A 15,556-nucleotide genomic window follows, 5' to 3' on the forward strand; every position below is an offset into this window, starting at 1 on the left:
AGAAATAGAATATGAGAAAGATAGGTTATTTTTTAGTAGTAAGTTTCATTTTATTGGGGGTAGTTTCTTGTCAGAAGTTTGATAATTATGAAGGGCCTCAGGAAACACTGAAAGGAGTCATTATTGATAAAGAAACGCAAAAACCATTTCTAACGGAAACGGGAAATAATGGTGTTCGCATCAAGCTGATGGAATATAGTTGGAGTGATAATCCTACCCCTTATTATTTCACGGTGAAACAGGATGGCACGTTCAATAATACTAAAATTTTTAAAGGTAATTACAATATTGAACCGGAAGGTGCTTTTGTGCCTTTGGTTTTGAAAGATGGAAATGGCCAAGTATTAACAGATGAGAGTATAACGACAGATATTAAAGGAACAGTTACTCTGAATTTTGAAGTTGAACCATTCTTGCGTGTGGAATATGTAGGTGAGCCTGTTGTTGAGGGTAAAAAGATTACTATTCAAGCTAAGATTACCCGTGGTACAAATCATGTTGATTACCAGCAACAGATTTCTGATGTTTACCTGTTTATTAACGGATCAAGTCCTTATGTCGGGAATAATAACTTTGATGACCGATATGATAAGCATTTGAGTGGTGCTGCGGTGAATGATATTTTAGGGAAGGTTATTACCTTGACAACAGAAGGAGAACTTCCAGCCGGCAGAACTTATTATTTGCGTGTTGGAGCGCGTATTGATAAGGATATTGCTGGTGCTAAGCGCTATAATTATGCTGATATTAAGACTGTTAGCATTCCTTAATTCTAAATAGTCCAATTAATAATATAGAACATTACCTGTTGGCTGAATTAGCTTAATCTCTAAAAACGGATTAAGCTGATTTGGTCAGCGAGTAATCGTATTGAATCATAATTAATATAATGATGATAAAGTTTTTTGTTTTATATGTCCTTTTATTCTGTTCTATGATTGTTTCTGCGCAACAGCGAATTTCAGTTTCATCACCTAGTGGAAAACTTAAATTTTCTCTGAAAATAGAGCCTGAAAAAATAACTTATGATGTGGATTATAAGAAATGTCCCATTGTGACAAACTCTTTATTAGGATTTAGCTTTGACAATGGTGAATTTGGCCATAATATCAAAACTGGTAAAGTACGTCGTAACTCTATTGATGAAACTTATAAGCTGATTATTGGTAAAGTAAGTGTTGCGCGTAACTATTGTAATGAAGTCATTATTCCTTTGCAGGAGAAGTCTGTTCCCGCTCGTTTGATCAATTTAATTGTAAGAGCTTTTGATGATGGAGTGGCCTTTCGTTATGAGTTTCCTAAGCAAGAAGGCTGGAACTCGTATGTGATGTATGATGAAAAGACTCAGTTTAATCTGAATGGTAATCCGATGACTTTGTTGATGTACCTTCCGGGCTATGTAAATACCCATGAAAACGTTTACAATCACGTGAAGTATAATGAAATTGCCGGAAAAAAGCTGATTGAAATGCCTGTTACATTTGAGTTTGAAGACAATACTTATGTATCCATTACGGAGGCTGCTATACGGGATTATGCAGGTATGTATCTGATGAAAGAAAAGGATAAACTGGTAGGTAAGCTTTCGCCACACCCCGGACAGGAAAAAATTAAAGTAGAAATCAATGCATTTCCGCATCGTACCCCATGGCGTGTGATTTCAATTGCCGAGCAGGTCGGAGCTTTGCTGGAATCCAATATTCTGACTAGCCTGAACGAACCATGTGAGATAGAAGATACTTCATGGATCAAACCGTGCCGCACAACATTTACTTGGTGGAACGGAAATGTAGTTCCCGATAGTACTTTTTCGCCAGGTAATAATTTTGATACAAATAAATACTATATTGATTTTGCCGCCCGCAATGGTTTGGATGCCCATGGAATTTATGGTTATGCCGAAACTCCATGGTATTATGATGAAAACTTCAATTTTGGTCATTCAGGTCCTAATGCCGACGTTACCAGACCAATTCCTTGTCTGGATATGCCACGCATTGTAGAGTATGCAAAAAGTAAAGGTGTGGGTATACATCTTTGGGTGAACTGGCGCCCATTGTACGACAAACTGGATGAAGCTTTTACTTTGTATGAGAAGTGGGGTGTAAAAGGTTTAATGGTTGACTTTATGGATCGTAATGATCAGGAAATGATACGTATACAGGAAGATATTCTGAAGTGTGCTGCCAAGCATCGCCTATTTATCCAGTTCCACGGATCTAGCAAGCCTTCGGGGCTTGTGCGCACTTATCCGAATGAGTTTACCCGTGAAGGGGCATTAAATTACGAAGTTTGTAAATGGGACAATGCGGTGAATGCCGACCATGATATTTCTATCCCTTTTACTCGTATGCTTGCCGGGGCTACCGACTACCATCTGGGGGGCTTCCGTGCTTTACCGCGTTCCCAATTCAAGGTTCAGTATGTTAACCCTTATATAATGAGTACACGTTGTCATATGATGGCAATGTATGTGGTTCTGGAGAATCATCTCACTTCTCTGTGTGATACTCCTATGGCTTATGAAGGACAACCTGGTTTTGAAGTTTTGCGTACTGTTCCGGGGACATGGGATGAAATACGTGTACCATTGGCAAAGATTAATGAATATGTTACAGTGGCCCGCCGCAATGATTCCGATTGGTGGGTAGGTACTTTGAATAATAGTACTGCTCGCACTTTGCAACTGAAATTGGACTTCTTGGATGAGGGGGATTACGAAGCTACCATCTATACGGATGCTGCTGATGTGGATGAGAATGCCAATCACTTAAATAAGGAATTACGCAAGGTTATCCGGACTGACGTACTGAATTTGCCTTTAGCTATGGACGGAGGTTCGGTTTTGCATATCACTAAGTTACAATAGGGTTGTTTTTTAATAATATAATTAGATCTTTAGTATCATGAACAGAAGAAATTTTATAAAAAGAGTAGGTTTATTAGGTGCTGGATATGCATTAAACAAGAGTATGGTATTTGCCCATTCTGGAAATTCATTAGAGAGTGATTCTCTTGCCCTGTTTCCTACAGTGAGAAGAGTTCCGTCAGAAAGACATTTCAAGAGCCCGGCTATAGAGAAGGCTATTGATACTTTCAAAAAGAAAGTGAAGAATAAAGAGTTAGGATGGTTGTTTGAGAACTGTTTCCCAAATACATTGGATACAACTATTTATTATTCGGAGAAGAATGGTCGTCCGGATACTTACGTCATTACTGGCGATATTGATGCCATGTGGTTAAGAGATAGTTCGGCACAAGTGTATCCATATTTAGATTTCATGTTTGAAGACACAAAATTGCAGCAGATGATTGCCGGTGTTATCAACAAACAGACAACATTCATTTTGAAGGATCCATATGCTAACGCTTTCTATGATGATGACAAAAAGTATACCCGTTGGACCAGTGACCATACTGAGATGAAGCCGGGTATTCATGAACGTAAATATGAATTGGATTCGCTTTGTTATCCTATTCGTTTAGCTTACGGATATTGGAAAAAGACCAATGATGTTTCTCCTTTTGATATACAATGGAAGGAAGCGATAAAAGCTATACTGAAAGTTTGTAAAGAACAGCAAAGGAAAGAAGGCAATGGGGCTTATAGCTTCCGCAGAACTTCAGAATGGGCCATTGACGCTGTGCCGATGGGGGGAGTAGGGTACAAGGTCAATCCTATAGGGTTGATTTGTTCGACCTTTAGGCCCAGTGATGATGCTACTATTTTTCCTTTCCTGATTCCTTCTAATTTCTTTGCTGTAGCCAGTCTGAAACAAGCATCTGAAATGGTGCGTAAGATTTCAAAAGACAATGCCTTGGCAGATGAATTGATAGCGTTGAGTGACGAAGTTCGTAAGGCTTTGCAGGAATATGCTGTGGTTAATCATCCTAAATATGGTAAAGTGTATGCATTCGAAGTGGATGGTTTCGGATCAGCTTACTTGAGTGACGATGCCAATGTTCCTAATTTATTAGCTCTTCCTTATTTAGGTGGAACAGATCGTAATGATCCTATCTATGAGAATACAAGAAGGTTTGTGTGGTCGACGGACAATTCATTCTTCTTCAAAGGCAGTATAGCTGAGGGCATCGGAGGACATCATATTGGTGTCAATATGATATGGCCGATGAGTATCATCATGAAAGCTTTGACTTCCAAAGATGATAAAGAAATTCAGCAATGTATACAAACATTGCAACGCACGCATGCCGGAACCGGTTTCATGCACGAATCTTTCCATAAAGATGATCCTAAGAAGTTTACCAGAAGTTGGTTTGCTTGGGCGAACACTTTATTTGGTGAGCTACTATGGAAAACATTTAATGAGAATCCCGCTTTACTGGAGTACTAAGTAAAGCGGATAAACAATCTTTTTTAATTAATCTAATAACGAAACAATGAATGTTCTCAAAAACAATAGTTTAATTTTATTGATTTTTTTCCTGTTATTCAGTTCCCAGTTAATGTCGCAGAAGACATATAGATGGATGGACGAACTGGAATTACTTAAAAGAGTGGATAAATTGCCGGAATACCGTACTGGCTCTTATGTCGAGCAGTTCTCGAGTTACGACAGGACTTGGGGGAATGACGATGGCTTTGCTGGAACCTATTCTTTTCTTCGTAAGGAAGACGGTCGGCTTGTCATTGCTGAGATGGAAGGTCCTGGTGTGATTAACCGTATCTGGACTCCTACACCTACGGATCATATGTTATATTTCTATTTTGATGGTCAAAAAGAACCAGGCTTAAAGATTAAATTTTCCGATCTCTTTTCTGGTAAAGTTTATCCTTTTACCAAACCGATTTGTGGAAACGAGATTGGTGGTTTCTATTGTTACCTGCCAATTACCTACAAGAAGTCATGTAAAATTGTTTTTGATGGTCCGAAACTGGAATTTATCCAGATTCAATATCGTGCCTTGCCGGGTAAAAAAGTAGAAAGCTACACAGGAGAGTTCTCACTGCAAGATAAGAAATTGCTTTCCGAAGTTAATGGCATATGGGCTGATATCACTCCTGAAGTAGTTAATTATACACTTGGCAAATCAGCTGATATACAGACAAAGGAAACAACATTCACTCTTAAACCGGGCGAAGAAATGCCTTTCTTTGAAATGGACAAACCTGGGCGGATTGTAGGTATGGAGATTGATGGGGGAACTTCTTTCGAAGGTTTATATAAAGATGTGATGCTTTCTGCCCAGTGGGACAATGAAAGAGTTGAGGCTATTTATTCTCCTGTTGCCGATTTCTTCGGATACGCTTTTGGTAAAGGGGCTATGCGCAGTATTGTGATGGGGAAGCAAGGTACTTCCAACTATTGCTATCTTCCTATGCCTTTCGATAGATCCGCCTCTCTCAAATTGGTTTATAAGAAAAGGAATAATATCCAGCAATCTCCTATCTCTGTAAATGTGAGAATTTATTATAACAACAACAAACGTAATGCTAAAGAAGAAGGTAAGTTCTATTCAGTGTGGCATAGGGAAAAGACTCCATTGGGGATGTTTCACCGCTTCTTAACCCAGAAGGGGAAAGGGCATTATGTGGGTACTATACATCAGGCACAAGGCTTGCGTCCTGGCATGACCCTCTTTTTTGAAGGAGATGACAGTACCTATGTAGATAATAAGATGAGACTACATGGGACTGGTTCTGAAGATTATTATAATGGTGGTTGGTATGCTTTGTTGGATCGTTGGGACAGGGGTAATAGCCTTCCTATTCATGGATGTCTGGATTACTCTCTTCCAATGGCACGAACCGGCGGTGGGCGTTTCTTTTTGTCTGATAAGATGTCTTACGAAAGTGGAATCTATCATGGAATGGAACATGGCGAAGTGAAGAATAATTTCCCGGTCGACTATACTTCCGTCGCTTTTTTCTATGCTGCACAACCTTTATCTGATAGAATAGAACCTTCTGATGAGCAACGGATAGTCTATCGTCCTACTGTTCATGTTTACTTCCCGCAGTTGATGTTGCTGACACCGAGTGGAGGTGTCCAGGTGGCGAATGAAAGGGGTATCCGTATGACCACTCAACATGAAGGGGCTGTGCGTATCATGTTGAATGACATTCCAGAAGGAAAATATAAAGTACTGATTAATTATTTTGAAAAAAACAATGGAGCGGATTTTCAAATCTGGCAGCGTCAAAAGCAACTGTCCGATTGGATATCAAGTAGGGGGGACAAGGAATTATTTAAGGATAGAGTATATGTAGGAGATATCGAATTGACAGAGCAAACTAATTCCATTACTGTGCATGTTAGGAATAATAAAGAGAGGGACGAATTTGAATTAGCATTAATCACACTTGAAAGAATTGAATAGATGTACTTGTTTTCAATAAGGTAAAATAATATATATATAACAGAAAACTATAAGAAATGAATTGGATAAATAACAGATATCTTTTATTGCTAGGCTTTGCTATTTGTGGTATCACAGGAAATGCTGAAGCCAGGCAACCTTCGCCCTCAAAAGGTGGAAAAACGCTCCACATAACGAATGTTCGTAAAGTTGCTCGTGTTACAGGGGATACACTTCCCGGTGAGACAATCTATAGTCCTAATAATACCGGACCTGATTTTGATGTTTATGGTACGGACTTAGGTTTAATGTGGCGTACCGGTAAAAAACAAGTAGGTCTCTTTTTTGGTGATACCAGTGGTGAGGGCTTTGTTATTAATAAAAATGGTGGCAATGGTTCCAATTGGCGCTCTAATGTAGTTGCTTTCTCATCAGATGTTTATCTGGAAGATGGATTAAAAATTGATTCCATGTTAGTGGATTCTGAAGGCAAAGCCCGTGAAATTTGTGCGGGTGGAAAAACGAATCCGGATGTATACCAAACTTCCATTCCTACCGGTGCTATTCGTGCCGGAAAACGGGACTATGTGCATTATATGAACATACATAATTGGGGAGGAAGGCATGGACGCTGGCTCACTAACTTTTCATCGCTTTATGCGTCTGAAGATTGTGGAAGTACTTGGACACGCTGCAATGAAGTCACATTTGCTGCTGATAGCCATTTCTCTCAGATAACTTATGCCAAGCGCAAAGGCTGGATTTATATGATTGGCACACAATCGGGGCGCGGAGATGCAGCCTATTTGGCCCGTTTTCGTGAAAAGGATATCCTTGATATGCAGTCTTACGAATATTGGAATGGAGAATGTAAGAAGTGGGTACGTGGTGAAGAAACTGCTGCAACTCCTATTCTTCGGGGGCCTGTGGGCGAAGCATCATTATTATGGCATAGAAAGTTCAAACGTTGGATTTTGACTTATAATTATGATCCTAACTATGATAAGGAGCCTGTAATAAAGAAGAGTGGGATACTCTATTGTACGGCAGAAGATATTACGCAATGGAGTTCTCCTAAACTGCTATATCCTTCTCATTATTGTGCTTATTTGCACCCTCTCAAAGATAATGAGGATAAAATATGGTTTATATCGTCTCAATGGGGACCCTATAATACGTTTTTGATGAGTGCAGACTTGCATCTGGAGTAAAAACTAATGCTTAACATTATGAGAAAAGTGTTTGTATTAATTTGTTTGTTGAATTATCTGTTTGGAGTACATGCCAAAGAATTCACGCAGTATGTCAATCCTCTCATGGGTACACAGTCTACTTTTGAACTTTCCACCGGCAATACTTATCCCGCTATCGCACGTCCTTGGGGAATGAACTTTTGGACGCCACAGACAGGGAAAATGGGCGACGGATGGCAGTATATGTACACAGCCAATAAAATCCGGGGTTTTAAGCAAACACATCAGCCTAGTCCGTGGATTAACGATTATGGGCAGTTTTCTATTATGCCTGTAGTTGGGAAGCCGGAGTTCAATGAAGACAGACGTTCCAGTTGGTTTTCGCATAAAGGAGAAGTGGCACAGCCTCATTATTATAAAGTATACTTGGCAGAATATGACGTTGTCACTGAGTTCACACCTACTGATCGTGCTGTGTTGTTTCGTTTCACATTTCCCGAGAATGATCATTCTTATGTTGTAGTGGATGCTTTTGACAAGGGCTCGTATATTAAAATTCAGCCAGAGAAAAATCGGATTATCGGATATAGTACACGTAATAGTGGAGGTGTTCCTGAAAATTTTAGGAACTACTTTATTGTTGAGTTTGATAAACCTTTCACTTATCAGGTTACTGTGGCCGACGGTGTTGTACAGGATGGACAAAATGAGCAGATGACTGATCATGCGGGAGCAATTATTGGTTTCAAGACCCGTAAGGGAGAGAGAGTACATGCACGTATTGCTTCCTCTTTTATAAGTTTTGAACAGGCAGACCGGAACTTGAAAGAGTTGGAGCATGATAGCTTTGAAGCATTAGTTCAAAAAGGTAAGGAGGCGTGGAATCGGGTTTTGGGGAGAATTGAAGTAGAAGGAGGCGACCTTGATCAGTACCGTACGTTCTACTCTTGTCTGTATCGCTCGCTGCTTTTTCCACGGGCATTCTATGAACTAGACGGAGCAGGAAGACCAATACACTATAGCCCCTATAACGGACAGGTTTTATTGGGTTATATGTATACCGATACGGGATTCTGGGATACTTTTCGTTGCTTGTTTCCTTTCCTCAATCTAATGTATCCTTCGGTGAACAAGCAGATACAGGAGGGGCTTATTAATACGTATAAGGAGAGTGGTTTCTTTCCTGAATGGGCAAGTCCGGGACATCGAGGCTGTATGATTGGTAATAATTCGGCTTCCGTACTGGTAGATGCTTATCTTAAAGGCGTTAAGGTGGATGATGTGAATGCATTGTACGAAGGTTTATTGTATGGAACTGAGCACGTACATCCTAAAGTACATTCCACGGGGAGGCTGGGGCATGAATATTACAATGAATTGGGTTATGTACCTTATGATGCGAATATTAATGAGAATGTAGCCCGCACGTTGGAGTATGCTTATAACGATTGGTGTATCTATCGGTTGGCTAAAGCTTTGAAGCGCCCAAAGAAGGAACTGAAACTTTTTGCAAAACGTGCGATGAACTATCGTAATATGTTCGATATAGAAAGCTGTCTTATGCGTGGACGTAATAAGGATGGACGGTTTCAAGTGCCTTTTTCTCCTCTGAAGTGGGGAGATGCATTTACGGAAGGAAATAGTTGGCATTATTCTTGGTCGGTATTCCATGATTCTCAAGGATTGATAGAGCTAATGGGTGGCAAGGAGCGTTTTGTGCAGATGCTTGATTCGGTGTTTACAGTTCCTCCATTGTTTGATGAAAGTTATTACGGGCAGGTGATTCATGAAATACGCGAGATGACAGTGATGAATATGGGTAATTATGCTCATGGCAACCAGCCGATTCAGCACATGATTTACTTGTATAATTATGCCGGACAACCTTGGAAGGCGCAGTATTGGATACGTCAGGTTTTAGATCGTATGTATGCACCTACTCCGGATGGATATTGCGGAGATGAGGATAACGGGCAGACATCAGCTTGGTATGTATTCAGTGCTTTAGGCTTTTATCCTGTATGTCCGGGTACTGACCAATATGTATTAGGAGCACCTTTGTTCAAAAAAACAACCTTGCATCTGGAAAATGGAAAACAGTTGGTGATTTCTGCGCCCGACAATAATGAATGCAATTATTATATTGATAAGTTCTTTATCAACGGGAAACAGTGGAATAAGAATTTTTTATGCCATGAAGATTTGTTGAAAGGAGGACAATTGGAAGTTATGATGAGTGATGAACCGAATAAAAAGAGAGGTGTGTTGAATGAGGATACACCATACTCGTTTTCTAAGGAATAGGGGTTACTGGTTTCCTTCTCCATAATGAGGGGGTATAAAAGAACACAAATCCGTAAATTATATAAATAAGTTTATCAATAAGATGAACTCGTATAATTCGCGTAATTTGTGTTCTTCTTTTTGTTAGATAGTTGTCTTTCTTTATTCACTAATCACCTTCCTGTATTCCGCCACCGCCATCTTTGCAGCCAGATACGCATTTATCAGATTCGTATGTGCCTGTGTCCACGATAACTGTGCGGAAAGTACGTCAGCCATGCTTGATTTCCCTTCATTGTAGGAAAACGTTACGAGGTCGAGGTTCTCTTCGGCAAGAGTCATGTTTTCGCGGGCGGTTTTTACTTGTTGCTCTGTCTCTGTCAGTTTCGTAGTAGCGGCGGAGAGCTCTTCAAGGATATTATCGGTGACGTAGCTTTGTTGCAGCTTTTGCATACCGATATATGCCTTTTGTTGCCGGTTCGTCTTGAAGCGGGCGCCCCAACGGAAGATGGGGATGCTGACGTTGATGCCTGCCACGGGCGTATGGGGGATTTCCTGCCCCATGTAAGTGATACCCGTATCCCATCCGGTGGCGAGAAACATGCTGACCTGCGGATTGTATTTGCTGAGTGCGGCGTGACGTTGCGCTTCGCTCCGAAGGATGTTGACTCCGGTGCTGGCATAGTCGGCACGGCGGGGGAGAACATCGTCGAGGCCAAGCAGGGTGACCGGTTCGCTGGGAGTACTGATTTCGCATAAACTGTCTACGGGAGTACCGGGGGAGACGCCCATGAGGATATTTAGCTTTTGCAGGGCGAGGGTGTAGTTCTGGCGGGCCTTGATGTATTGCAATTCCGCTTCTTTCTGACGGGTGGAAATCATCAGCAGGTCGGTGCGACTGATGGCACCGTCGTCGAAACGGTCCTGGATGATGTCATACTGCCGTTGTATGATGTTCTGGAACGTTGCGGCAGCTTCGAGGCTGGCACGGGCAGCGGAGGCATTCCAATAGACGGCATCGCTCTGGTAGTGAATTTGGTCGAGTGTCAGCTCGGTAGTCAGTTGAGATAATTCCTCATCAGCCTTTGCCATTTGCTTCTGGGCTATTAGGGAGCCACCGGTATAGAGCGGTTGTGCTAAGGTGGCAAGGGCTTGATAGGTGTAGGGGCGGTATTCGCCTTTCGGACTGTTCCACTGGTCGAGGTGGTTGAGGTTGGCTGTACCTTCGGCGGTGATGTCTATCTGTGGCAAGAAGCCCGTAGAAGCGATTTTCCGTGCTTCGGTACTTGCCACGGTTTGCAGATGTTGCTGTTTCAGTACCTGGCTGTATGCCTCCACGCGGTCGCGATAGGCTTCACGGCTGAGGTATTGCTGCGCTCCGGCGTTAATGCCGAAGCAACAGAGTAGTGTGAGTATGAATATCTTCTTCTTCATGATTACTTGTATTTCTTCTTTTTATATATTTACGATAAATGACGGTTATCATACCGAAAGGCACTTGTCACTCGTAGCTTGTAGCCCGTCACTCTTTAATTTTATGTATCGCACAATAAGCCACCGGCAGTACAAACAGCGTCAATGCCGAAGCTACCAGCAGACCTCCCATGATAGTTGCGGCCATTCCGCCGAACATAGCGTCGAACAATAGCGGAAGCATACCCAGAATTGTAGTTCCCGAAGCCATTGCCACAGGTACGATACGGCTGGTAGTAGCACTCACCACTGCATCCAGCGGTGCCTTTCCGGAAGCAGCTTCCACATCAATCTGGTCTACCAGTACAATGGCATTCTTGATATTCATGCCAATCAGTCCCAGCAAACCGAGGATGGAGAAGAAGTCGAAAGACTTGCCGAGCACCAGCAGCCCCAACACAATACCGATGAAGATAAGCGGCAGCATCAACAGGATGACAATGGGCTTACGGTATGTGCGGAACAGAAACAGCAGTGTGACGAACATCAGGAAAAACGTCAGCGGTAGGTTTGCAGCCAGTGCCGCATTACTTTCGGCTTGGCTTTCCTGTTCTCCGAAGTATTTCATGGTGTATCCTTCGGGCACCTGAATTTCCTTTTGCACCTGTTTCCACACCCGGTTGAAGGCGGAGATAGCGTTCACTCCACGGCGTGGGTCGGCTTGCGCCATCATTACCATCTGGCGGTTATAATCCTTCACATTGGAGAATCGGTACTGGAAATCGAAATCACTGACCACTTGTTCCAGTGTGGTGGTTTCCTTGGTGGTACCGAATACCGGAAGCGTGCGCAGGTCGTTGATACGGAAAGAGTCTATCTTGTTGTCCTTTAGCAGGATTGGTAACACTTGGTCTCCTTCACGATATTCACCCAGCGTCATGCCGTTTGTGCCAATCTGAATGCTCTGCGCCATGCTCTGCCGGGAAACACCCAGGGGCTGAGCACGTTCCGGACTGTAGACAGGGCGCCACACGGGTATCTTGTTTCCCCACGAATTGCGCACATTGATGAGGTCGGCGTCGCGGTGCATGATTTCCTGGGCCTTGTTTGTCAGCATCACCAGTGTGTCCACATTGTTGCCGATGAAACCGATTTCGATGGCGGCATCCACGGCGGGGGAGAGTTTGAAGAGCGTGGTGCGGGTGATGGCATTCGGATAATTGGCTTTCATATACCCGTCGAACTTCTCCTCATGTTTCTTGGTGTACTTGCTGTCAGTCAGTTCAATGAGGATATTGGCAAAGTTCGGTTTCGGGCCGACGGAGGTGGAGGCCAGATAGTAACGCAACGGTGTGCTGCCGAAGGTAGTGGATATTCGTTTCACTTCCGGCTGTTGCAGCAGATGCGCTTCCACTTGTTTCATTTCCCGTTCTACGTCGCGGATGCTGTAACCGTCCGGATAGAAAATATCGGCACGGAAGTACGGCTTGTCCAGTGAAGGGAAGAAGTTTTGTGGCATCAGTCCCATGACGACGAGCGACAGGATGAACAGTATGATGATACTTCCCAAAGTCAGCACTTTCTTCTTTATCAATATGCTGAGGATGGAGGCGAATTTGTGATAGAAAGGCTTGTCGTATGGGTCTTTATTGGCATCTCCGGACTTGGCTTTCAGGATAAAGTTACCGAAGGTGGTGGTTTGTGTAAGTGCCAGCACCCAACTTAACCCCAAGGAAATGGCCAGCACCACAAACAGGGGCTTCACAATTTCCGCTACGGCCGAAGGGGCAAGGTAAAGCGGCAGGAAGGAGCAGATGGCTATGAACGTGGCACCCAGTAATCCCCATTGCGGTCCGGTGGCTCCGTTTATCAGAGCCCGGCGCCGGTCCATGCCTCGGGCAATGGCTATCTGCGCGTTGTCCGTCACTACGATGGCGTTGTCCACCAGCATACCCATAGCAATGATAAACCCTGCCAGCGAAGTTCGGTTCAGTCCTACGCCGAGGAAGGACATGATGAGTAACGTACCGCCGATGGAGAATATCAGCGAACTGCCGATAAGTACTCCTGCACGCAGTCCCATCACCAGCATGATGATGACGATAACAATCAGAATGGACTCTATTAAATTGATGATGAAGCCGTTGTTTGCTTCACGGGCTATCACGTTTTCGGGGTAGAGGCTTTCGAGTTCCAGACCAACCGGGATGAGCGGGAGCAGTTCTGCCAGCCGGGCATCTACCAGTTCACCTGTTTTCACTACGTCTTTGGTCGGGTCGGTAGAGACACCGATGCCGATGGCACGCCGTCCGTTGACGTGCATGATATTGGAGGGTGGGTCCATATAGCCTTTCTCGATGACGGCAATGTCGCCCAGCTTCACTTGTCCGCCGGGGGTGGTAATCACTTGTCGGCGGATGTCGTCCACGGTGGTGTACGTGCCGTTGGCAACGATGCGCAGTTGTTGTTCTCCGGCCTTGATTTCACCGGTATTGATAATTTGGTTTTGTGATTGCAACAGGCTTGCCAGTTGTTTGGGGTCGATTCCCATTCCCGCCAGTTTATTGACGGAGATGAGGATGTTTATCACTTCGGTCTGGGTGCCGAAGAGGGCTACTTTCATTACTCCGTCGGCGGTGATGACCTGGGTCTTGATGCGTTCCGCCCAGTTGCGCATTTCCTCGTAGGAGAAACCGTCGTCGCCCACCAGACCGTAATAAATACCGAATACGTCGCCGAAATCATCTGACACCGTGGGCGTGGAGGCACCGGAGGGCAGTTGCGGCTGTATGTTGAGAACCTTGCGGCGCAGTTCGTCCCACTTCTGCGGAATGGACGCTGCGGATAAGGAAGGTTGAAGTTCAAACGTTATTTTGGATAGTCCGTACATGGACTCCGACTTGATTTTGTATACACCGCTCATCGACTGTATTTCGCGGGAGATGGGTTCGGTGATGAGCCGTTCCACCTCGGCAGGTTCCGCCCCCGGATAGCGGGTCATGATGACCGCGCTTTTGATGACGAAGGGCGCATCTTCTTTCTTTCCCAGGTTGCTGAACGACAGTATGCCGCCCAGGAGCAACACGGCGAGGAAGAAATAGACAATTTTCGTATTGTCTAATGCATATTTAGCTAAGTTCATAATTTAAAATGTTTAGGTTTATTGGGGATATTCATCACGTGGCTTTTTTGCCCGGTATCAAACGATATCAATTGATTACCTTCACCATCTGTCCTTCCACCAACTGGTGTACTCCGGCTATCACGACACTTTCTCCCGGTTGCAGTCCGGCCGAAATCAGAACATTGGCTTCACCCGTCGGAGAGTATACCGTCACTTCCCGACGGCTTGCCTTACCATCCTTCACCACCCACACATATGTTTTCTTATTCCCACTCTCACCAAAGACAGCACTGAGCGGAACATTCATCAGCTTCTCTTCCAGGAACGGGGCAACGTCCGAAGCCAGCTTAATCTTACATGTAAATCCCGGCTTCACATCATACAAACTGCGGTCGAAGGCTGCATCATCTATCCTGATAGTCACCGGTATTCCCGTCCCGTCCGTCGAAATATCCAGATACTCTTCCAGTCGTGCGTTGAACGTCACCCCCGGATAACTGTCGAATATCACCCGGAACGTCACATCTTTTGCACGAAGCAGATACAGATAATCATCCGGCACCGTGAATTTGATGCGAAGCTTCTGCGTATTCACCAACTGCACGATACCTTCGCCGGAGTTGACACGCTGATAATTCTCCACCAGACGCTTCTCGATGGAACCGTCGAACGGAGCTGTCAGCTTTGTATCCCTCATGTTGTTGCCGGATAACTCATAGGCCGACTTTGCTTTCTGGTAATTGGCTACACTGATTTCGTACTCCTGCACGGAGATGGCCTGACGTCCCAGCAGACGTTTGTTGCGCTCCACTTGTGCGGCGGCAGTTTCGTAAGCAGCTTTGTCGGCGGCATATTGCAGGGAAATGTCGCGCGGGTCGATGGCGGCAATCAACTGGCCTTTTTTCACCCGTTGCCCTTCCACAACAGGCAGGTTGATGACTTGTCCGCTGACGCGAAAGGCAAGTTTTACGTATTCCACCGCTTCCACTATTCCGGAGAAGTCTTTCCGGATGACCGATTGGGAACTGACGGTCGTTGTCTTAACAGGCCGGATAAGGGCGGTTTCGCCCTCCTTCTTTTGCCCGCACGACGTGACAAGCAGCGTCGCGGCAAGGGCGAACAGATAGATTTTCTTCATATAAGTTGTTCGTTTAGGTATAATGCATAAAACCGGAAAAACAGAAAAATGTTTTCCCGGTTTCTATTATTGTGCTTTGTTATG

At 44.1% G+C, this 15,556-nt stretch carries 9 protein-coding genes; 6 read left to right on the top strand and 3 right to left on the bottom strand.

Annotation, left to right across the window (positions count from 1 at the left end; genetic code table 11):
* The first annotated feature begins 11 nt into the window (after positions 1 to 11).
* The 6 genes from QZ135_RS05085 (at position 12) to QZ135_RS05110 (ending at position 9,818) form a co-directional block, all read left to right on the top strand.
* Positions 12 to 770: a DUF3823 domain-containing protein gene (locus QZ135_RS05085; protein ID WP_294606475.1), complete on the top strand. Its 759-nt coding sequence runs from the start codon at positions 12 to 14 to the stop codon at positions 768 to 770.
* A 122-nt stretch (positions 771 to 892) separates the two neighbouring features.
* Entirely contained in the window at positions 893 to 2,869 is a 1,977-nt protein-coding gene (locus tag QZ135_RS05090; protein ID WP_294606561.1) for a glycoside hydrolase family 97 protein, read from the top strand.
* 37 nt (positions 2,870 to 2,906) lie between these two features.
* On the top strand, positions 2,907 to 4,355 hold the full coding sequence (locus QZ135_RS05095; protein WP_294606477.1) for a glycoside hydrolase family 125 protein: 1,449 nt from the start codon (positions 2,907 to 2,909) through the stop codon (positions 4,353 to 4,355).
* 112 nt (positions 4,356 to 4,467) lie between these two features.
* Positions 4,468 to 6,342, top strand: coding sequence for a glycoside hydrolase family 172 protein (locus tag QZ135_RS05100; protein ID WP_294606479.1), 1,875 nt, complete (start codon positions 4,468 to 4,470; stop codon positions 6,340 to 6,342).
* A gap of 56 nt (positions 6,343 to 6,398) precedes the next feature.
* On the top strand, positions 6,399 to 7,532 hold the full coding sequence (locus tag QZ135_RS05105) for a DUF4185 domain-containing protein (RefSeq protein WP_294606481.1): 1,134 nt from the start codon (positions 6,399 to 6,401) through the stop codon (positions 7,530 to 7,532).
* 18 nt (positions 7,533 to 7,550) lie between these two features.
* A complete protein-coding gene (locus tag QZ135_RS05110) occupies positions 7,551 to 9,818 on the top strand; it encodes a GH92 family glycosyl hydrolase (RefSeq protein ID WP_294606483.1) in 2,268 nt (755 codons plus the stop codon).
* Between the two features lie 141 nt (positions 9,819 to 9,959).
* Here the strand turns inward: QZ135_RS05110 and QZ135_RS05115 are convergent, their stop codons facing one another.
* The 3 genes from QZ135_RS05115 to QZ135_RS05125 all read right to left on the bottom strand — a co-directional run bounded on the left by QZ135_RS05115 (position 9,960) and on the right by QZ135_RS05125 (position 15,472).
* Positions 9,960 to 11,234, bottom strand: coding sequence for a TolC family protein (locus QZ135_RS05115; RefSeq protein ID WP_294606563.1), 1,275 nt, complete (start codon positions 11,232 to 11,234; stop codon positions 9,960 to 9,962).
* Between the two features lie 85 nt (positions 11,235 to 11,319).
* Positions 11,320 to 14,352, bottom strand: a complete 3,033-nt coding sequence (locus tag QZ135_RS05120; RefSeq protein WP_294606485.1) for an efflux RND transporter permease subunit — start codon at positions 14,350 to 14,352, stop codon at positions 11,320 to 11,322.
* A 67-nt stretch (positions 14,353 to 14,419) separates the two neighbouring features.
* Positions 14,420 to 15,472 carry an efflux RND transporter periplasmic adaptor subunit gene (locus tag QZ135_RS05125; protein ID WP_294606487.1) on the bottom strand — a complete coding sequence of 351 codons (1,053 nt, stop codon included), beginning with the start codon at positions 15,470 to 15,472 and terminating at the stop codon, positions 14,420 to 14,422.
* Between the last annotated feature and the right edge of the window lie 84 nt (positions 15,473 to 15,556).

Source organism: uncultured Bacteroides sp. (assembly GCF_905207245.1).
In the GTDB taxonomy this organism is placed as follows: domain Bacteria; phylum Bacteroidota; class Bacteroidia; order Bacteroidales; family Bacteroidaceae; genus Bacteroides.

Excerpts from the sequence above, each read along its gene's own strand:
- QZ135_RS05085 (WP_294606475.1), top strand. The coding sequence starts at position 12 with ATGAGAAAGATAGGTTATTTTTTAGTAGTAAGTTTCATTTTATTGGGG.
- QZ135_RS05090 (WP_294606561.1), top strand. The coding sequence starts at position 893 with ATGATAAAGTTTTTTGTTTTATATGTCCTTTTATTCTGTTCTATGATT.
- QZ135_RS05095 (WP_294606477.1), top strand. The coding sequence starts at position 2,907 with ATGAACAGAAGAAATTTTATAAAAAGAGTAGGTTTATTAGGTGCTGGA.
- QZ135_RS05100 (WP_294606479.1), top strand. The coding sequence starts at position 4,468 with ATGTCGCAGAAGACATATAGATGGATGGACGAACTGGAATTACTTAAA.
- QZ135_RS05105 (WP_294606481.1), top strand. The coding sequence starts at position 6,399 with ATGAATTGGATAAATAACAGATATCTTTTATTGCTAGGCTTTGCTATT.
- QZ135_RS05110 (WP_294606483.1), top strand. The coding sequence starts at position 7,551 with ATGAGAAAAGTGTTTGTATTAATTTGTTTGTTGAATTATCTGTTTGGA.
- QZ135_RS05120 (WP_294606485.1), bottom strand. The coding sequence starts at position 14,352 with ATGAACTTAGCTAAATATGCATTAGACAATACGAAAATTGTCTATTTC.
- QZ135_RS05125 (WP_294606487.1), bottom strand. The coding sequence starts at position 15,472 with ATGAAGAAAATCTATCTGTTCGCCCTTGCCGCGACGCTGCTTGTCACG.